At 61.8% G+C, this 20016-nt stretch carries 16 protein-coding genes and 2 pseudogenes; 12 read left to right on the top strand and 6 right to left on the bottom strand.

From position 1 onward, the window contains the following. Positions 1 to 56 precede the first annotated feature (56 nt). Together K3175_RS10595 and dmeF are read right to left on the bottom strand one after the other, a co-directional pair. The gene (locus tag K3175_RS10595; protein ID WP_123880465.1) at positions 57 to 431 is read right to left on the bottom strand and encodes a hypothetical protein; all 375 of its coding nucleotides are present in this window, start codon (positions 429 to 431) and stop codon (positions 57 to 59) included. Positions 432 to 554: 123 nt separating this feature from the next. Further along, a pseudogene (dmeF, locus tag K3175_RS10590) lies at positions 555 to 1507 on the bottom strand (CDF family Co(II)/Ni(II) efflux transporter DmeF). Positions 1508 to 1767: 260 nt separating this feature from the next. Between dmeF and K3175_RS10585 the strand changes: the two are divergent. The 4 genes and pseudogenes from K3175_RS10585 to K3175_RS10570 form a co-directional block, all read left to right on the top strand. Next, positions 1768 to 2292, top strand: a pseudogene (locus K3175_RS10585) (HAD-IC family P-type ATPase); the annotation flags it as partial. Between the two features lie 44 nt (positions 2293 to 2336). Next, positions 2337 to 2816, top strand: a complete 480-nt coding sequence (locus K3175_RS10580) for a hypothetical protein (protein WP_086491662.1) — start codon at positions 2337 to 2339, stop codon at positions 2814 to 2816. 328 nt (positions 2817 to 3144) lie between these two features. After that, entirely contained in the window at positions 3145 to 4167 is a 1023-nt protein-coding gene (locus K3175_RS10575; RefSeq protein ID WP_156320097.1) for a hypothetical protein, read from the top strand. Between the two features lie 297 nt (positions 4168 to 4464). After that, the gene (locus K3175_RS10570; protein WP_241555175.1) at positions 4465 to 4857 is read left to right on the top strand and encodes a putative quinol monooxygenase; all 393 of its coding nucleotides are present in this window, start codon (positions 4465 to 4467) and stop codon (positions 4855 to 4857) included. Positions 4858 to 5081: 224 nt separating this feature from the next. Here the strand turns inward: K3175_RS10570 and K3175_RS10565 are convergent, their stop codons facing one another. The 3 genes from K3175_RS10565 to K3175_RS10555 are packed head-to-tail and all read right to left on the bottom strand — an operon-like array spanning position 5082 to position 9240. Then, entirely contained in the window at positions 5082 to 6497 is a 1416-nt protein-coding gene (locus tag K3175_RS10565) for an efflux transporter outer membrane subunit (protein ID WP_221544110.1), read from the bottom strand. Between the two features lie 37 nt (positions 6498 to 6534). After that, the gene (locus K3175_RS10560) at positions 6535 to 8088 is read right to left on the bottom strand and encodes a DHA2 family efflux MFS transporter permease subunit (protein ID WP_221543371.1); all 1554 of its coding nucleotides are present in this window, start codon (positions 8086 to 8088) and stop codon (positions 6535 to 6537) included. Between the two features lie 3 nt (positions 8089 to 8091). Beyond that, positions 8092 to 9240: an HlyD family secretion protein gene (locus K3175_RS10555; protein WP_221543370.1), complete on the bottom strand. Its 1149-nt coding sequence runs from the start codon at positions 9238 to 9240 to the stop codon at positions 8092 to 8094. Positions 9241 to 9327: 87 nt separating this feature from the next. Here K3175_RS10555 and K3175_RS10550 point away from each other — a divergent pair, with 87 nt between their 5' ends. The 4 genes from K3175_RS10550 (at position 9328) to K3175_RS10535 (ending at position 13339) form a co-directional block, all read left to right on the top strand. Continuing rightward, positions 9328 to 9798 carry a MarR family winged helix-turn-helix transcriptional regulator gene (locus K3175_RS10550; protein WP_215227341.1) on the top strand — a complete coding sequence of 157 codons (471 nt, stop codon included), beginning with the start codon at positions 9328 to 9330 and terminating at the stop codon, positions 9796 to 9798. Next, positions 9798 to 11393: an ABC1 kinase family protein gene (locus K3175_RS10545; protein ID WP_187337189.1), complete on the top strand. Its 1596-nt coding sequence runs from the start codon at positions 9798 to 9800 to the stop codon at positions 11391 to 11393. Before K3175_RS10550 ends, K3175_RS10545 begins: the two co-directional genes overlap by 1 nt. Further along, positions 11390 to 12265: an alpha/beta fold hydrolase gene (locus K3175_RS10540; protein WP_187335529.1), complete on the top strand. Its 876-nt coding sequence runs from the start codon at positions 11390 to 11392 to the stop codon at positions 12263 to 12265. The genes K3175_RS10545 and K3175_RS10540 overlap by 4 nt, the downstream gene beginning before the upstream one ends. 129 nt (positions 12266 to 12394) lie before the next feature. Further along, positions 12395 to 13339: an MlaD family protein gene (locus K3175_RS10535; RefSeq protein ID WP_187335530.1), complete on the top strand. Its 945-nt coding sequence runs from the start codon at positions 12395 to 12397 to the stop codon at positions 13337 to 13339. A 154-nt stretch (positions 13340 to 13493) separates the two neighbouring features. Here the strand turns inward: K3175_RS10535 and K3175_RS10530 are convergent, their stop codons facing one another. Continuing rightward, positions 13494 to 14483, bottom strand: coding sequence for a helix-turn-helix transcriptional regulator (locus tag K3175_RS10530; protein WP_221543369.1), 990 nt, complete (start codon positions 14481 to 14483; stop codon positions 13494 to 13496). 64 nt (positions 14484 to 14547) lie between these two features. On the opposite strand from K3175_RS10530, the gene K3175_RS10525 reads away from it, so the two are divergent. The 4 genes from K3175_RS10525 to K3175_RS14355 all read left to right on the top strand — a co-directional run bounded on the left by K3175_RS10525 (position 14548) and on the right by K3175_RS14355 (position 19769). Further along, a complete protein-coding gene (locus tag K3175_RS10525; RefSeq protein WP_221543368.1) occupies positions 14548 to 17874 on the top strand; it encodes a TM0106 family RecB-like putative nuclease in 3327 nt (1108 codons plus the stop codon). A gap of 109 nt (positions 17875 to 17983) precedes the next feature. After that, positions 17984 to 18187, top strand: a complete 204-nt coding sequence (locus K3175_RS10520) for a hypothetical protein (RefSeq protein ID WP_221543367.1) — start codon at positions 17984 to 17986, stop codon at positions 18185 to 18187. 58 nt (positions 18188 to 18245) lie between these two features. Beyond that, a complete protein-coding gene (locus K3175_RS14360) occupies positions 18246 to 18437 on the top strand; it encodes a DUF2235 domain-containing protein (RefSeq protein ID WP_221543366.1) in 192 nt (63 codons plus the stop codon). Between the two features lie 3 nt (positions 18438 to 18440). Continuing rightward, on the top strand, positions 18441 to 19769 hold the full coding sequence (locus K3175_RS14355) for a phospholipase effector Tle1 domain-containing protein (RefSeq protein ID WP_221543365.1): 1329 nt from the start codon (positions 18441 to 18443) through the stop codon (positions 19767 to 19769). Positions 19770 to 20016: the final 247 nt, after the last annotated feature.

The raw sequence follows: 20016 nt of genomic DNA, 5'->3' as shown, positions 1-20016 counted from the left end.
AAATTCCTCTGCTGACGATCCGAACTGCGCTGCGGCATGCAGCGCGGTGACGGTCGTCAGGCGCGAGGGGGGCGCTTCAGTCGGTCGGCAATTTCGGAAGCGAGCGCTTCGGCGGGAGGCGCATCGGGAACCACGACCAAGTGAGGGACCGAATTCTTCTGCACGGTGCCGGCAAAGCTCGCCCCGTGATGGCAATGGCCGTGTCCACACACGCCGTGTTGCTCGGCCGGCGCATCCGGATCGCCCGGCACTTCATCGGCGGCTGCGGATGACGCAGACGCGCTATCGAGCGAAGCCAGAACGGGCGTGCTTCCGGGCGCCACTTCGGCACCGCAAGCAGCAGCATCCGCCGCCGTCACGAACACCATCGCGACCAGCATGAGCAGGACGACGAAAGGGTGCAGGACAAGGCGACGATAGCTTGTAGTCATGGATTCCAACGGCTCCTAGCAAACCGCATCAAGATTGCAAGTTCCGTAACACGATGAAGTATAAGTCTTTTGTTACAGTATAACAGTCCTCGAATACTGTTTCGGTCTTTTAGAACGGCGCGATCAGGCCGCGCGAAGCTCGGGATGCGGATGCTCGCAGCGATGAACTTCGATCGTGACGTGCACATATTCTGCATGCTCTGAAAGTCGGCTGGCATAATTGTCGGGCGCGAGCGGATCATCGGCGATGAGCGAGGCGATGACTGCATACTTGCCGGGACCGATCCGCCAGATGTGCAGATCGCCGATCGCGGCGTCCGGTCCTCGAGCGCCTCGCGCACCTCTGTGTACCGTTCAGAGGCCGCTTCGGCGTCGACAAGCACGGCAGCGGTATCGCGCAGCAGTGACCATGACCAGCGCCCGATCACGAATGCACCCACCAGCCCCATTGCCGCGTCCATCCATGCCCAGCCGAGGTACATGCCGGCGAGAAGGGCCACGATAGCCAGGACGGAGGTCAGGGCATCGGCAAGCACGTGGAAATAGGCGGAGCGCAGATTGTTATCGGCATGCGCATGGTCGTGGTGATGATGATGGTCGTGATCATGCCCATGGTGATGATCGGCACCAAGCAGCCAGGCACTCGCGAGGTTCACCACGAGGCCGAGCACGGCGATCCAGATCGCCTCGGTATAGGCAATCGTGAGCGGAGTGACGAACCTTTGGGCCGATTCAACCGCGATCCCGATGGCGAAGATGGCGAGGACAAGCGCGCTCGCGAAGCCGGCCAGGTCGCCTACCTTGCCGGTACCGAATGTGAAACGCGGGTTGTTCGCATGGCGCCTGGCAAACCAGTAGGCGAAGGCCGCGACGCCCAAGGCACCTGCATGGGTCGCCATGTGGATACCATCGGCGAGAAGCGCCATCGATCCGGTCCACAGGCCAGCGACGATTTCGACCACCATCATCGCGGCGGTCAAGGCAACGACATAACGCGTGCGCCGCTCATGGGCGTCGTGCGAGGCGCTCAGGAAGTTGTGATCATGGGCGAGCGGATTGGAGTCGGCGTGATGCATGCGAGGCTGATACCCCGAGATGCCCTTTCCAAGAAATCCCCTCTCCAACCGAAAAGGCAATCGACGACGATTGTCTGTGATGATCGCCGCAGCCAACCGATCATAGAAATGCTGCGGCGACCAACAGACTATTATCCCTTAATCTTGGATCGGAACGTGACGGTCCTGCGATCGACCACGGTGATCCGGCGCGTCTTGGCATCGATCACCAGCCGTTCGGTTACGCCATTGCCCGGAAAGGCGACGACGTAACGCGGATTGAGCGCGGCATCAAGATCGTGATGCTTACCGGCGACAGCGAAGCCACCGCGCGTGCGGTAGCAAGCCAGGTCGGTATCGACGAAGTCGAAGCGAATGTCTCGCCCGAGGACAAACATCGCAAGATCGAGCAGTTGAAGAGCGAGGGTCGCCGGGTCGCTATGGCCGGCGACGGCATAAACGACGCACCCGCGCTTGCCGCTTCGCATGTCGGCATCGCGATGGGAACGGGTACCGATGTCGCGATCGAAAGCGCGGGCGTGACATTGGTGCGCGGCGACCTCGTCGGCGTTGTTCAGGCGCTCGTCCTGTCTCGGGCCACTATGCGCAACATCAGGCAGAACCTGTTCTTTGCCTTTGCCTATAATGCGCTCGGAATTCCGGTCGCTGCAGGTGTCCTCTATCCATGGACCGGGTTGCTTTTGAACCCGATGATCGCGGCCGCAGCGATGAGCCTGTCTTCGGTATCGGTGATCGGCAACGCCCTGCGCCTGCGCGGCCTCGCTCTTCCCAAATTCGATACCTGAGCGGTGAGGGCGGGACGGAGATGGCGCGAGTAACGGATAAGACGATGCAGGATCAAAACCCAATCTCTGAGAAATCGCGCGAATGGCGCGGTGCTCATCCAGCGCTCTGGATCGCCCTGTTCGGAATTTTCATCGCTTTCGCCTGGGAGATGCTCCAGCTTCCCTTCTACCAGTCAGCTGGTCTGTCGCCCGCCGAGGCTGCTCGCCGCTGTGGCCTAGCCTCGTTCGGCGACGCTGGCATAATGGTTGCGGCTTATCTCGTCGCCTCGATCGGCAATCGACAATGTCCGTGGTTGACCCGTTTTGAGGCTTGGCGCTTCGCCGTCTACCTTGCGACCGGCCTCGTAATAACGGCTTTCGTCGAAATCCTGGCGGTCGGCGCCGATTGGGGATGGACGTACAGCGAGAGCATGCCTCTGCTGCCGGGGACCGACATTGGCCTAGTCCCCATGCTGATGTGGATTGTGGTCCCTTCAGCGACTTTGTGGTTCGCGCGGCGAATGGGAACCGGACCCGCGCGATAGGAAGTTGATCAACTGGTTCAGCAGCAACTAGCCGAGGTGGAGCGCAAAATCTCCGATCTAATGGCTTTACGAGACGAGCTGGGACAGATGTTACGGTCCTGCGAGTCGGACAAGATCGGTGAATGCAAGGTCATCGGATGCCTCGGGCACCATAGCGTTGTGCAAGATCTCAATGGCTGTCCGCTTGTGGATCACCCATGGAAGGAGTGGAACGGCCGAAATGAGGACGCGAAACGGACATCACGAATGCTGAGCTTGAAGATGCTTGGGCTGCTTGAAGCGAGCATCCTATAACCGGTTGTCAGTTCTTGCCGGTAGAGGTGCTATTATGTCCAACTCACCAACATCGATGCAGTCGGGCCGTGTCCAGAAGATCGTGTTTGCAAATGATCAGATGGATCGGGGCGCAGTTTGGACAAATGCCCAACGACACGAGCATGCCTTCCGCAAGGTCTTGCATCGGATGGGCTTCGAACAGTCCTTCCCTATGGAATTGGCAGGCGGTCACGGGTTTGCCAATATCGCCGTAAGTGTGCTCGACTCCCAGCAGGCTTCTGGATCAGGACCTCGGCTCCTTATTCCGATAGATCCCCAGTCCCATCCGGACGAGCGCATGATTGAGGCATCGATTGTCCGATCCATCGGACTGATGCTCGCGGACGCGGAGATTTACGATCAGATCTGGGTCGATACCTACAGCGATCTCCAGTCACGGTTTGCGAGAAGACCGGAGGCTTCCTTAGAACGGGTCGATTTCGCGGCAGGGCCTCATGACGGCCTTATGCTTCATGCCGAGTTTCTTCGCCTCGATCACGATTTCTCGAGAACCCGATCGAGGCGGAGCGCTTCCGATATCGAAGAGCTGATCGAGGCGATTGATTTCGACCTTCGCGAACATGATCGCATCGTCGCGGCCCTGACAGTCGACGAGCTGGGATCTTATCGACGGAAGATTACAGGTCTTTCCGCCCACGTTCTCGAGCTCGCTGACATCAGCCCGGACGACCTGCCGTCGCTTTTCAATGAAAATGGTGATCAACCCTTCACATCGATCGATGGCTCTCTCCCGTTTTCCGCAGGGCGGTTCTATTGGTCGAGAGGAACGCTCGAGTGCTCGCTCGAAATGCGCAACGGCCGGAGCTGGATCGATGGCAGAAGGGTCGTACTTTCGCACCCTTCCAACCTACCTGTGACAACCCTTTCGTCCTGTGTCGGACGGCCACTACATACTCTACTTCAGATTGAAGGGTTGAAATTCGAAGCGACCATAAAAGAAGTACACGCGGCAAGGGATTGCATTGTAGTTGAAATCGAGATGCCCAACGATGAATTCCTGGAAAAACTCGGTTGAAACGCAAAGAACAGATCTGATTGCGCATCTTGCAATACCCGGTCGCGCAAATTTGAGCAGGTTCGATACGGCTACACCGTCAAGCGAGATTGCTGTGGAAAGTGCTTGGGAATGGCAGGAGGTGGGCCGATTGCCGACTGTCCGCTCCTGGCGGCGGCACCTCAGAAGTTGGCCGCTCGGGCACTCGGCAGCCGCCAGTCTCCTCACGACCCCGTTGTGGACAGATAGGATGCGACAGGCCGTGCGGCTGAGCGGGCGTTACTAGCAGTGGGCCGCTGTGATAGTTATGAAATCAGCATGGAATTTTCTAAGCGCAGCTTTATCGCGGCAATTTTGAGCGGGTCGATGGCCGCCTGCGTGCCGCTTATGCTTGGCCGCACAACTGAAGGTAAGCCTATGTACGGATTGATCGGCAAAATAATCGCAGTTGATGGACAGCGCGATGCGCTGGCTGAGATTCTGCTTGAGGGTTTGCGCGATATGCCAGGCAACCTGTCCTACATCGTGGCGGCGACGACCGACGATGCGCACGCTCTTTGGATAACGGAAGTTTGGACTGATGCAGAAGCTCACTCCGCTTCGCTCTCTCTCAATTCGGTGCAGGAAGCCATAGGCAGAGGAAGGCCCCTTATCGCGGGAATGGAGCGAATAGCCGAGACCAGCCCAATAGGGGGTCATGGCCTAATCTGATTGCGACCGTTCTTGCGGCTTTTGGATTATAGGCCGACATTTCGCTTCCCACCCCGTTCGAGCCGTTCGGTAGAACATCTCGTTTCCACCCAGAGGGTCGGCGGCTTCTGGGCCGAGTGCGGAAGGCCCGCTTTAAGGCGATTCCCCTCTCTATAGGGCATCGAAATGTACTCCCTCATCGTACTAAGGTGATCCCCTTCGATCCCAAGCCTAGGGCCTACCGTTCAGGGCTCCCTCCATCCCAATCCCAAGGACTTCTGGATCGCGATCCAGCCATTTGTCATGGCGGCGATCGCCCGATCGAGATTTGCTCTGGCCTGTTCGCGCTGGCGGATCGAAGTGTTGAGTTCGCCTTGCGAGATTACCCCCGCGGCGCGGCGTTGCTCGTTAAGCTCCGCAGCCGTGTCGGCCTGTCGACTGATCTGCGCCAGCGCGGCTACGTTGGCTCTTTGTTGCCCGAACCGGGCAAGCGATTGTTCGGCGTCGCGCAGTGCGCCAAGGACCACTTCAACATAACGCGCTTCGGCCTCGTCGCGCGCACTCTCGGCCTGATCGATCGATGCTGCCGTGCGGCCGAAGTCAAGCAGGTTCCACTGCAGCCGCGGCAAAGCGATTGCCGATAAGTTGCCCGGGTCCAGGATGTCGTCCGGCTCTGATCCGCCCAAACCGAGAATCCCCATGAAGGAAAGCTTAGGGAAACGAGCAGCCTCTGCCACGCCAATGCGCGCATTCGCCGCGGCCAGCGTGCGTTCGGCGGCTCGAACATCCGGCCGCCGCGCTATCAGCGCTGCGGGATCGCCCACCGCGACCCGTTCGGGGGGAAGCGGAATTTCGGCCTGAGCCGCCAGGAGCCCGTCGAGTGCGCCGGGCGCTTCGCCCGTCAGCACTGCGAGCGTGTCCTTGAACACATCGATGTCCGCTTGAGCTTCCGCGATCTGCGACTTGAGCAGTTCGAGCTCGGCGTTCGCGTCACCGACCGGAAACAGTGGGAGAGTGCCCTGTGTATAGCGCTGATAGGTCAGTTCGAGAATCTGCTGCTGCAATTCCCGTTCTCGCTCGACAAGCTCGAGCCGCCCCTGCGCTTCTCGCAGGCTCACATACGCCCGCGCGACTTCGGCGGCGAGCTGGACTTTCGCATCCTCGGCGTTCGCCACCGAGGCCGCAGCCTGAGCGTTAATGGCCTCGACACGCCGTGCCTGCCCCCCAGCGAAATCGATCTCCCAGTTTGCGTTGAGCCCGACGTTGTAGACGCTGAGGCTGTCCTGCTCTTCGTCGTCAGCAGGAGCGCCGGGCGATCCCGGTGGCGGGCCGCTGCCGATATCTAGCCCTGGGATATTCGCCTGGACCGCAGTCGCCTGCGCAGCCACGGCGGGTAGCCGGTTGGCGCGTTCCTGGCGGACAGCAGCCCTTGCCTGTTCGATGCGAGCGCGCGCCGCGGCCACGCCCGGATTGCCGGCCAGCGCGCGCGCCTCCAGTTCATTGAGAACCGGATCGCCGAGCAACGTCCACCAGTCGCCGGCAATCGGCGCTAACGGATCGATTTCGGGCCCGGCCCGTACGAACGCATTGCCTGCGGCGGTCGCAAGTTGCGGGGGACCGGCATAGTCGGGACCGGACATGCAACCCGCGAGGAGCGCCATGGGAGCGAGGAGGGTTAGGGTCTTGCGCATAGAGTTCTCAGTGCATCGAAAGGGATACGTTCTTCGGGAGAGGCTTGAGGAACAGTACCAGCGGCACCGTGACCAGGGTAATCGCGCCCATGGCGAAAAAGACATCGTTGTAGGTCATCACGAACGCATCGCGCTGAATGATGCGGGAAAGCATCTCCAGCGCGGCCTGTGGGCTGCCCAGCGACGCCGTCATGCCATCCAGATATTCCTGTAGTCGGGGGCTGTTAGCGTTGAGGGTTTCTTCCATGCGCCGACTATGATGCCACAGGCGCTGATCCTGGAACGAGGCGAGCCCCGCGAGCGCGAACGAGCCCCCGAGGTTTCGCGCCGCGTTGAAGATCCCGGAAGCATCGCCGGCATCCTCCTTGGCAACCGAAGCTACCGTCGCCTGGTTGAGGAACATCATCGTGAGGATCATGCCGATGCCACGCAGGAACTGGCTTTCGGTGAACACTCCACCTCCCGATTCCGCTGTCAGATTTATGCTGACGAAACAGCTTAGCGCCATGATGAACATGCCCGCGCCCACAGCAATCCGGATGTGAATCCTTCGTATCATGAAGGGCAGCACAGGCATCAGCAAGAAGGCCGGAACACCCATCCAGAAGATTACGAACCCAGTCTGCAAGGCGTTGTAATCGGAGATTATCGCAAGAAATTGCGGGATCACGTAGGTCGAGCCATACATGACCATGCCGAGCGCCAGTGCCATCACCACGACGCTGGCAAACTGCCTGCTGAGCATCAGGCGCAATTTGAGCACCGGTTTGCGCGCGTAAAGCTGTCCGTAGGTCAGAAGTGCAAATCCCACGACCGTCATCAGTGTGAGCTGGACGATCAGCGTGGAATCGAACCACTCCTCACGGTGGCCTTCTTCAAGCACGATGGTCAGCCCACCCAACCCAAGGATCATACCAGCTATTCCCGCCCAATCAGCCTCGCGCAGGTAAACCCAGTCGGGCTTTTCATGGGGTAGCCCGATGAATAGTAAAGCAAGGAGCAACGCGCAGACGGGCACGTTGACGAAGAAGGCGTAGTGCCAGCTCAGGTTCTCGGTAAGCCAGCCCCCCACCAACGGGCCCATTACCGGCCCAAGAACCACGGTCATTCCGAAGAGCGCCATGCCGATCGGCTGTTGCGATGGAGGCAGTCGCTTTGCGACGATGGTCATGGCGGTTGGAATAAGCGCGCCGCCCATGAACCCTTGACCGGTGCGACCGATGATCATCGTCGTCAGATCGGTGGCAATGCCGCACAACACCGAAAAGGCCGTGAAGGCAGAAACCGCGACGATGAGCAGCGTGCGAAGGCCGAGCAGTCTTTCCAGCCACGCGCTCAGAGGGATGACGATGATCTCGGCAACAAGGAAGGCTGTCGCGATCCAGGTGCCCTCGGTTCCGGTCGCGCCGATTTCCCCCTGGATCGTCGGCAGCGCCGAATTGACGATCGAGATGTCAAGCGTTGCTAGCATCGCCCCCAGCGCACCGGCGGCTACGGCGATCCAGGCCGTAGCATCGGCCTTTTCGACCGGCGGCGAAACCGCTCCAGCGGCGCCTGCCATCGGTCAGTCTCCGGCCGCGTTGCGGATCGAATCGAGTTCGTCTCTGGCGGCGCGCGTATCGACACTCGCGACAACAGACATGCCCGGCACCAGCAGACGCAGGATCTCGGGCGAAGCCTCGATGGATATGCGGACCGGCACGCGCTGAACGATCTTGGTGAAATTACCCGTCGCGTTTTGCGGAGGTAGGATCGAGAATTCCGCCCCGGTCCCGGGGGCGATGCTTTCCACTCTCCCCGATAACTCGAGATCGGGCAGCGCGTCGATTTCCAGGGTGACGGGTTGCCCGGGGCGGACGAGGCCGAGCTGCGTTTCCTTAAAATTCGCCGTCACATAAAGACGGTCGGTGGGAACCACGCTCATCAGGCGCTGGCCGGGCTGGACAAATTGTCCGGGCCGGACCGTGAGGTCACCCACCCGCCCGGAAATGCTCGCCCTGAGCGTGGTCGACGACAGGTTCAGGCGGGCCGCCTCAAGCTGCGCACGAGCTGCGTTGGCTTGCGAATTGGCCTGGTCTATCTGTTCGCCCAGCGTGCCTTGCCGCCGCTGTGCAGCCGTGAGCGCGGCGCGCGCCGCCGCGACCTGGGCTTGCGCTTCTCTGGCCTGGGCCTGCAGCTGGTCGAGCCTTTCGCGCGGCTCCGCTCCGGAAGCGGCAAGGGGGCGATAACGCGCAACCTGCTCCGCAGCCAGACCGGCCTGCGCAGATGCCGCGGCAAGTTGGGCACGGGCCTGCTCGATAGCCGCATCCTGCTCTCGCTGTTGTGCGCGAACCGTATCAGCTCCGGCGAGCGACGCCGCGATCTGGGCTTCGACCTGGCTGGTCTGGGCGCGATAATCCCGCACGTCCAGCTGCACAAGTGCATCGCCCGACGCAACCGTTTGATTCTCGGTCACCAGTACGCGCTCGACATAGCCGGCAATTTTGGGGGAGATGATGACGCTGTCGGCGGCGATATAAGCGTTGTCGGTGGACTGCTGGAATCGGCCGTACGTCTGATGATTGTAATACCAGTAGCCCCCGGCGAGCAGGACCAGAATGACGGCGATCAGCAGACCAAGCCGGACCCGCGGACTGGACAACCCCTTCGGACGTTCGCCTTGATCGCTATCGCCTGCTGTCTCGTCCGCCATGGTAATTTCGCTCCTCGCCATCGTTTGGCCCGTTGCACGAGCGATATAGCGGTCAAAATAAAATACGAAAGTCCTTTACTATTTTTTCCTGATCGATAGGACCCACTCATGACGGAAGACGAGGACACTCTCGCACTCGACAATGTCATCACCGACGATGATCGAGCGATCTTCATGATGGACGAGATCAGTCGCGCCGCGCGCAAGGCATTCGATGACCGGGCACAGCCGCTTGGCCTCAATCGTACGCAGTGGCGTGTGCTGGCGCAGCTCATCAAAGATCCTGCCCTGAACCAGACCGACATCGCCAGGCGCCTCGAACTCGAATCCGCCACCATTGGCTTGGCGGTCACCGCCTTGACCCAGAAAGGCTTTATCGAGCGCCGCCGTGACCCGGCGGACGGGCGGTCTTGGAGTCTCGGCCTGACGAGACGGGTTGAGGAAATACTCCCTGACCTCAGACGGGCCGCAGACGCGACCCACCTGCGAATATGGAGCGGAATGACGCCGCAACAGAAGAGTACTTTGCATTCGCTTTTGGAGATGGTCAGCGAAAACGTACGGCGGGATGCTCTCTGATGGCAGACATGCCGCCTTCGCGCATGAGTGACCGGAAGCGGCTTGCGCAGGTCATAGCAATTCTCGGCCGTCACGGGCTGGGCGGCATCGTGTCCGCGTTGGGATCCGGCCGATCTCAAACCAATGCACATCCGACGCGCCCGGAAGCCCTGGTCGAGGCACTGCGCGAACTGGGACCAGTCGCGACCAAGCTTGGCCAGATCCTCGCGATGCGAAGCGATCTCTTGGGGCCGGATTGGACGGCAGCGCTATCGCAGCTGCACGATCGCGTTCCGGGTGTACCGTTCGAGCGTGTCGAGGCTCCGCTCACCCATGCTCTCGGGGAAGACTCCGGCCAGTATTTTCGTGAGCTGGATCGGGAGCCGATCGCGGCGGGCTCTATAGCGCAGGTGCACGCAGGAATACGGAGCGACGGCGTACCGGTCATCGTCAAGATCCGGCGACCGGGAATCGAAAGTGTCGTGGATGCCGACATGCGTTTACTGCGGCGCATTGCCCGATTGGCACAACGCGCCAGTCCCCTTGTCGAAAGACAGAGGCCCGATGAGCTGTTGCGGTTCTTCGCCGAAAGCCTCGATCGTGAGATGGATCTGGGCGCTGAAGCACGCGCGAGTGCGGAGATCGGCAGCTATCTTGCACGGTTCGGGATCGAGACAGCCCACTTCGACAACGAGGTGAGCGGGCGCAGTCTCAATGTCCAGGAGCGGGTCGACGCGATCCCGGCGACCGACTTGGCCACACTGAGGGACGCCGGCGTGGATTTTACGTCCGTCGCGCGCGGCTATTCACGCGCGGTGCTGAGCATGATAATCTTCAACGGTCGCTTCCACGCCGATCCGCATCCGGGCAATGTGCTGATCCGCCCCGACGGGACCTTGGTGTTCATCGACTTTGGCGCGGTAGGCACTCTGCTGCCAGAGCGGCGGGACGAACTGGTGCGCCTGTCACTGGCGATCGCCGGAGAAGATATCGACGATCTGGTCGATGTTCTCCTTCAGTGGGCAGGCAATCCGGCGGTCGATCGTGAGGCGCTGAAGGCATCGCTTAATCAATTGGTCGGCAAGTTTCGCAACACGCTTCTCGACCAGATCGACCTGTCTGGCATTTTCGCCGATGTATTCGATCTTCTGCGGACTTACCAACTGGCCCTACCCGGCGACCTCGCCTTGATGCTGCGCACGCTGCTCACCGCCGAGGGGTTCGTACGCCGTCTTGACCCGCGCTTCGACATAACGTCCGAACTTGCTCCGATCGGCAAACAACTGCTGATGGAGCGCGCCAGCCTGGCAAACCTGCGCGGAAATGCCCGGCGGACAGCATCGACGCTGATACGCGCGCTTCTCGGCACCCCGGAGATCGTCGAGAACTTGGCGTCGATCGCTCGCCGCGGACAGCTGCCGATCCGGTTGGATCCTCAGGATCTTGCGCGACTGGAAAGGCCGTCAGGTGCGGCGCCCATGCGTTCCAGCGACCTGATTGCGGCAGCGCTCATCGTATCGGCAGCTATCCTGGCAGACCTATCGATAATTGCAGCCATTGGCTGTGCCTTGGCGGCGCTGACATTCTTTTTTCTTGCCCGGAGGCCGCGCTCGTGAACGAGGATCGCCTGTTGCTTCCTGGTGCCGACGGCCTGACGCTTGTCGCAAGTACATTCGGACCGGCTGACGGTTTCCCTGTGCTTCTGGCTCATGGAGGCGGACAGACACGGCGCGCCTGGAGAAAGGTCGGCACTCGCCTGGGCCGGGCCGGATACCGAGCGATTGCCCTCGATCTCAGAGGGCATGGCGAAAGTCCATGGTCCCCGACCGGCGCTTATGATGTGCACGATTTCGGCCGGGATCTCGTTGCAGTTGCGCAGAGTTTCGAGCGCAATCCGGCGCTGATCGGTGCGTCGCTGGGAGGATTGGCGGGCCTTGTGGCCGAGGGCACGATCGCGCCCGGCACGTTCGCCTCGCTAACCCTCGTAGACATTACGCCGCAAATGGAAGCGAACGGGGTCGCGCGGGTCCTCGGCTTCATGGCGCAGCACGCCCGAGAAGGGTTCGAATCGCCCGAGCACGCTTCCGCTTCAATCGCAGCATATCTGCCGCACCGCGAGAGACGGCAAAGTTCCTCGGGATTGAAGAGTTACCTTCGAAAGGCACGGGACGGGCGGTATTATTGGCACTGGGATCCGGCATTCGTCGAGAACGTTACGCGCCGACGCACCATTACCGACGACGTTTCCGCCGGGTCGACCGAGCTTGTTCAGGCTGCGTCGGCGCTGTCGCTCCCGGTCCATCTCGTGCGCGGTGGATCTAGCGACCTTGTTTCTCCCGAAGGCGCCGCTGAATTCCGGAAACTGGTTCCCCATGCAAAATTCAGCGATATCGCTGGTGCGTCGCATATGGTCGCGGGCGACGAGAACGATGCGTTCGGCGACGCAGTACAGCGTTTCCTGGTCGAAACTCACCCTGTAAAACTGTGACCCTAATGATTGCGCCACAAGGCCAACCTCGGTCAGGTACTGTGGCGGACACCCTAGGAGCACGCGGGGCGCGAACTTTCAATGTTTCGGCACCTCTGCCGGACGGAAAAATCCCTGTTTGCGTGCAAGATGGAAACTAACGCAAACTTTTCCTTAGTGGGGTGGATCGTTGGCATTCTGATGCTTGCCACCATCGCTTTTGCGGTGTGGCTTCTCGATCCCACGCCCAATCAGGAAACATATCTCGTCAGGTTTGATCGCTCCGTGGAAGGCCTTCAGCCGGGGTCGACCGTAACATTGTCGGGTGTTCCTGTGGGTCGGGTAACATCGGTCCGCCTGGCGGAAAATGGACCGGGAAACGTTCTCGTTGTGCTGACTCTCGATCCTGATGCAGCGAAAGTTGACGGCCTTGAAGCGACAATCAGTACCAACCTGATAACCGGCGAGGCCGCGCTGGTGCTCGAGGGTCGAAGGGGCCGTCAAGGCATATACGCCGACAATTCAGGAAGGAAGATCATCCCGGCCTCGGACGGAACCGGACTTTTTGGGGGGAATGCGACCGCTACCGTCGAGAGCGTGGCAAACAGTGTCCGCGCTTTGAACGAAGGACTGGAACCAGAAAAGCAGCGGGCGATCACCTCGGATCTTGCCCGGCTTCGAGTCACGACGGCCGATCTGGCATCGGACGCGGAAGGATGGGACGAAGATTTGGCCTCAACAAAAGGAAGACTGTCGGACTTGCGGCAACGGGTCGGTGGATGGGGAAATGATCTTCGAGACGCAGATCGCCGAATTTCCGACGGAAGCGCTTCCACCAGCGCGCGAAGACGTCTTCGCCAATTCCGCGAAGGGGTACAGAACGCTGAGAATAAGCTTTCCCAGGCAAAGAGCGGCATTCCGGCGATCGAAAATTCTCTGATCGAAGGGGAAGCGGTCTTTCGCGGACTCAGTCGCGACCTCGGGCCTGTCAGAGAGAAAATCGAAGATGTCGAGGTCAGGGGAATGACATCAGATCCTCCTCTCCCAGACTATCGGGCTGGGAGAAGAGACGCTGGAGCGAATTCCGAACATTAAAAGTGAGCCTAACGAACGACGGCTCTCGGAGAGAGAGCACAGCCCGTTGAATGGCGGAAAGGAGGGCGCGAAGCTGCCCTCCGGCCTGTGCGACCAACCAGGTCTCAGGTTAGGACACCCGATATAACGGGGGCGCTCAATAACGTTCATCCGATCACGGAAAAGCGGAGAATGGTCGCCGATAGGGATGCACCATCTCCCGCAGTTCGGACGGTTGCAGGACCTCGACGGAATCGCCCCACTGATAGAGGAACCAGCACATCTCCAGAAGGCCGCAGGCCTTGAACCGGACCAGTAGCGAACCGTCCTTCTCGTGTTCGAGCTTCTGGGTGGGATGGAAGAGGAACTCGCTCGCTCGCCCGGCCGCTATAGGAGCGAAACGACAGACCACGGTCACCACCTGTCGCTCGTCGACATAGGATCCGAAGCCGGTCTCGGCGTGCTTGCGCAGTTCGAAATCCCGGTCGGGCTCGAAGGTCTCGGAAAGCACCTGTATCTGCGTGAGCCCCTCCAGACGGAAATGCTGCAACGGAGCGAAGACCGCCTTCTCTACGTCACGCGCGACCAGATACCTGCGCGTTCCCAGCAGAAGTCCATGGGGAGCAAGTCGGCGGCGCCGCTTGTCACCCGACACCTTCTCGTAGGTCGTCTCGATCAGGAACGGCCCCTTGAAGGCCTCGATCAGCGCGGCCTCGACCTCCGCGATGACTGCCGGCTTCGGTCCGGGGCGCGTGGCGTGTCCGAGCGCCTGGAGCATGATCTCCTCGTCCACCTCGTTGCGCGCCCGGCCGCTCACCGGCGAGAGCGTCCTCATCTTGGCACGCAGGTCCCGGAGGAGCCGCGCCTGCTCGGCGAGGCCGCGGTTGTCGAGCTCGGCGATCGCCGCTCCCAGCGCCGCGAATTCGTCGCCGCTCGGCGTCAATAGAGGCGCGACGTATCGTGCCGGGACATTCCATCGCCGCTGGCGATCATCGCCATCCTCCATGACCGTCTGCGGGAACGCCTCTTCGAGTGCCGCGGTCCAGCGCTGTGCCGTCCGGTGCGAGCAACCGATCTCCTCCCGGATATCCTGGAGGGTGACTCCGCTCCGACCCGTCGCGCGCATGGCGATCCTTAGCAGCTGGGTGGCCTTTACGAGGGACATGGAATGACCATGACACGTTCTGTCATCCCTTGCTAGTATCCGCTAGGCGAAGGAGAAATGCCTCATGCAGATGATAGACGGCGAGTTCCGGTTCTCCGCATCCGACCTGATGCGCTTCAAGGGGTGCAGGCATGCCACGACCCTGGACCTGCGCAGGATCGAGGTCGGGGACGTTCGGCCCGACGAAGATGCCGAAGAGGCCGCCCTCCTCCAGGAACAGGGCGATGCGCACGAACTGTCCTTCCTCGACAGCCTCAGGAAGGGCGGGCGTGATGTCGTGGAGATCGAGACCGACGGCCGCCCGATCGCCGACTGCGTGGCCGATACACTTCTCGCAATGCAAGCGGGTGCCGATGTCATCTTCCAGGGCGCCATGCTCGACGGGGTATGGGGCGGCTATTCCGACTTCCTTGAGAAGGTGGAGACCCCTTCTGCGCTGGGCGAGTGGTCCTACGAGGTGGTGGATACCAAGCTCAAGCGACGCCCCGACCCGAAACACGTTCTTCAGCTGTGCCTCTACAGCGACATGCTTACGAAGATGCAGGGTAACCCGCCCGCAAACGCCCACCTCGAACTCGGCGACGGCACCCGTTTCACCATCCGTCTCGATGACGTCTCGGCCTACGCTCGCCGCGCGCGTTCGAGTCTCGTCTCGTTCGTCGACGAACGGCCGGACACCGTCCCCGAGCCGGTCTCCGCGTGCGCGCTCTGCCGCTGGACTTCGCATTGCGAAGCGGAATGGGAGCGGTCCGACAGTCTTGCCCTTGTCGCCAACATCACTCGGGTCCAGCGCGACAAGCTCCGCGACGCGGGCATCGACACCATGACGGCGCTCGCGCAGGCTCCTGCGAAGGTCCAGATGATCTCCACCGAGACCCTGGACAGGCTGCGGACCCAGGCCCGTCTCCAGACCTCACGCCGGGCGGGCGGCGAACCCCGGTTCGTGCTGCGCGATCAAGTGGAAGGGCGCGGGTTCGACCTGCTGCCCGAGCCGGACGAGGGCGATCTGTTCTACGACATCGAGGGCGATCCCTACTACCCGGACGGCGGACTGGAATATCTCCACGGCATCTGGTTGCGGAAGGGAGGTGGCTGGCACTTCGTCGATTTCTGGGCCCACGACCATGACGAAGAGGCACGCCTCACCGCGGACCTGCTCGACTTCCTGTCGTCCCATATGCGTGATCATCCAAAGGCGCACATCTATCACTATGCGAACTACGAAATAGCCGCACTGCGCAGGCTGACCGCACAGCACCGGACGCGCGAGGCGGCCATGGACCAGCTGCAGCGGGAACGGCGCTTCGTCGATCTGCACAAGGTCGTATCGGGATCGCTGATCGCGTCAGAGAAGGGCTACTCCATCAAGGATCTGGAAGCGTTCTACATGCCGAAGCGCGATGCGGACGTGGCGACAGCGGGGGCCAGCGTGGTGGCTTACGAGAAATGGCGCAAGACCGGGGACGCGCAGATTCTCGACGAAATCCGCGATTACAACAGGACCGACTGCATCTCGACACAGTTGCTGCGGGACTGGCTGATCGAGAACGTGAGGCCGGACGGTCCCTTCCCGGTCCTTGGTCACACCCCTGGGCCGGCCGCCGATGCCGGGACCGACGAGGAGGAGGAAGAGGATCGGAGGCTGCGGGAGCGTCTCCGGCCCGTTGGCGAACGGCATGGCGAGGAAGTCGCCGATCTCCTGCTCGACCTGTCACGGTTCCACAAGCGCGAGGACAAGCCCGCGTACTGGGCCATCTTCGATCGATTGACGCAGGAGAGCGAGGATCTGCGCGACGACCTGGAGTGCATCCAGGGCCTCGTCGCCACCGGGCCCAAATGGAAGGCGACGGCGCGCTCGAACGAGCGCGAATACCGCTTCCCCGAGCAGGAAACGAAGCTGCGCGCTGGAAAGAGCCCTTGTGTCAAGCCTGCCTTGATGCCGGAAAGCATCAATCTCGTATCGCTCGACGAGAGGGCGCGGACCCTGATCCTGCGCAGGACCACCGCCAAGGGACCGCTTCCCGACAGGCTGGATCTGATACCGGAACGTCCGTTGCGCAACGACAAGCTGCGTGACGCCATCGCCGCCGTCACGGACAGGATCATCGAGAACGACCCAAGCGCCTCCGCAGTCGTCGATCTCCTCACGCGTTCGATGCCCAGACTGGCGGGTCGGAATGTCGGCCATCCCATAGTGACCGCGGATGAGGACCTGGTCGCGGGGACGGTCGCCGCGATCGCCGGGATGGATGGGACGGCCCTCGGGATCCAAGGGCCTCCGGGGACGGGCAAGACGTATGTGAGCGCGAAGGCCATCGTCGCGCTGGTGAAGACCGGCCGACGCGTGGCCGTGTCCTCGAACAGCCACCGTGCGATCGGCAACCTGCTGAAGGCGATCGCCGACGAGGCGCAGGTAAGGGGCGTTGTCTGCTCGATCGCCCAGAAGGTGTCGTCGGAAGGCGACGGGGTGGACCATCCGGGTGTCGTGGTCGTGCGAGACAATGACGCTCCGGAGATCGCCGGCGCCGATGTGGTCGGTGCCACCTCCTGGCACTTCGCGCGATATCCCGATGCGCAGTTCGATCATCTCGTGATCGACGAGGCTGGCCAGGTCTCGCTGGCCAATGTGGTGGCGATGTCTCGCTCCTCGAAGAACATCGTGCTCGTGGGCGATCCCCTCCAGCTTCCGCAGCCCCTGCAGGGGAGTCACCCTGGTGAGAGCGGCCTCTCCAGTCTCGAATACCTCATCGGCAAGGAACGGACCGTGCCTCCCGAACGGGGCATCTTCCTTCCCATCACACGGCGGCTCCACGACGACGTCTGCGCTTTCATCTCCTCCGCGGTCTACGAGGGTCGGCTCGACAACGACGCCGCCGCTTCGGCCCAGAGCATCGCGTCCCCGGATGGGGATGATCTCGCCGGCGCACGGCTCGTCCCTGTCGAGCACGCGGGGTGCGCCCAGGTCAGTCCCGAGGAGATCGAGCGTGTTCGCGAGGAGATCGAGCTGGTCTCGGGTGCGACCTTCACGGACAGGGAGGGCAGGACCAGACCGATCGGGAAACGCGACATCCTCGTGGTAGCTCCCTTCAACGCCCAGGTGAACGCGCTTCGCGAAGCACTGGGCGATGAGGTCCGGGTCGGTACGGTCGATCTGTTCCAGGGACAGGAGGCGCCCGTATGCATCGTCTCGATGACGACATCGGACGGCGACGAGGTCCCGCGAGGGCTGGAATTCCTCCTCTCGACCAACCGTATCAACGTGGCCGTGTCGCGGGCCAAGATCCGCGCCCGGGTGATAGCGAGTCCTGCACTTCTCGAAGCTCCCGTACGAACGGTGGAGCAGATGAAGCTCGCCAACACTCTCTGCCTGCTGGCGGAGCGGGGAAACTGAAGACCGCCAGCATCATGGGTGACGAGTTCTGACACCCTTCATCGGTAAGAGGGAGTCACCGGCGAATCGAGGAGCCGGGACGACCAGGAACTGAAGAAGGAGAACGGACATGGCAGGCAGCCGCTACCGGAGCGCCAAGAGCGGGCGCTACGTCACCAGCAAGCACGGCAAGGCGAGTCCCCGGACCACGGTCCGTGAGGCCGCGGGGAAGAGCGGAAGCACGGGAGGCAGCTATCGCAGCGCGATCAGCGGCCGGTTTGTCACCGCAAAGCACGGCAAGAGCAGCCCCAGCACGACCACGAGGGAGAAGTGATCGGATGTGCAGGCGGTCCGCTCGCGGACCGCCTGCGCGTCGCCCCCGGCGCTACTGAATGAGGATGGACAGGATGCAGGACGAACTCGAACTCGGAGTGGAAGAGGTGACGGATGATACACCGAAGTCCAGGCGGCTCGTCTTCTGCTTCGATGGATCCTGGAACAAGCTCGACGTCAAGCAGCACCCGACCAACGTCGTGCTGCTCGCGGAGAGCGTTCCACCCGTCGCCGACGACGGGCGTGACTAGATCGTGTTCTACGACGAGGGTGTCGGGACGGCGTCGGACGAGACCTTCCGCGGAGGCGCCTTCGGAAAGGGTCTGGTGGCGAACGTGCAGGAGGCCTACCGCTTCCTGATCTTCAACTACCGGCCCGGGGACGAGATCTTCGTCTTCGGGTTCAGCCGGGGCGCATTCACGGCGCGGACCTTCATCGGCTTCATCAAGTGCGCCGGCATCATCTCGGTGAACGACGCGAACCAGATACGCAGGGCCTGGGAGCTCTACGGTTGCCACGCCGATCGCGATGCGGACGAACCCGAGGAATTGCTGGAATTCCGCCGCCGGCACTGTCCGACCCTCTGTGTGTCCGAGTCGGAACTCGCATGGCGCCGTCGTGCCGAACCGACCTTCGAAGCCGACCTCGTGAAGATACGATACTGCGGTGTCTGGGACACGGTCGGCTCCCTGGGCTGGAAGGCCGTCGCCGCGACCTTCGATCGCACTCCCGACAAGCGGTACGGCCAACACGACACCCAGCTGTCCAGCCTCGTCGAGGCCGGAAGGCATGCGGTCGCGATCGACGAACGGCGCGTCCACTTCATGCCGACCTTGTGGCGCAACGTGCGCGAGCTCAACATCGAGGCCGGACACGATCCCTACGACGAGGACGCCCCGTACCAGCAGAAATGGTTCGCCGGCGACCATGGATCGGTCGGCGGCGGCGGACCGGAGAGGGGGCTTTCCAACGCAGCGCTGCAATGGATCCTGCGCGGAGCGATCGACATGGGCTTGGAAGTCAACCTCGCCGGTCGTTCGCAGCTCGACGACATCCGCTATCGTGCCGACGCCCCGCTCTCCAACACGCCAATCTCCGAGAAGGGACGCAAGACGGTCGGCAGGATACTCGCTTCGGGGATCGCCTACCTGAAGACCCGACTGCTGACCGCAAGGCGCGGCGGCCCCGCGGACGTCAGCGACATCCACCCCTCGGCGCTCCGGCGTTGGTTCATGCCGTCCTCCGCGCTCGGCGGCGAGGAGTATCGACCGGCCCCCTTGATGCACCTTGACGCGAAGATCGAGGCGCTGCGTTCGACCTTCGATCCTCCCGACAAGTCGGAACTGCCGATCTATGTCGTCAAGCCCGGCGAGAGCCTCTTCCGCATCGCGCGCCACGTGCTTCGTGACGCGGACCGGCGAGATGAGATCTTCGCCTTGAACCGCGATCTGATCGATGATCCCGACGACATCTTCCCGGGCGACCCGCTGAGAATGCCGAAGGACGCAGCCATCCTGTCCGAGGAAGTGCGCCGTGCACCCGATGACCAGGTCCGAGCGTCGGACCTGGGCCAGGCCGCCTAGAAAGGCATCGAATCGCAAGAGCCGCAGCCTACCATCTCCACCTCCGGATGGATCACGCGGCGAACGTCCAAAAATAGCCGCCGAACGTCCAGAAGACAGAGAAGCATGTGCTTCTCAGTAGCTACCCAACTGTCGTCGGATGACTGAAGCGAGAGTCCTCGGGTCGCATGCCGCCGAACAAGAGGGAGAGACAAGTCTGTAGCGATTTCGAGATCGTCTTCTCGAATGTCGGGCAGCATCCGGAAGC

It is taken from the genome of Qipengyuania aestuarii, from assembly GCF_019711535.1.
In the GTDB taxonomy this organism is placed as follows: Bacteria; Pseudomonadota; Alphaproteobacteria; order Sphingomonadales; family Sphingomonadaceae; genus Qipengyuania; species Qipengyuania aestuarii.
The sequence above is the reverse complement of the archived record's forward strand: the minus strand, read 5'-3'. Positions and strand labels throughout refer to the sequence as shown.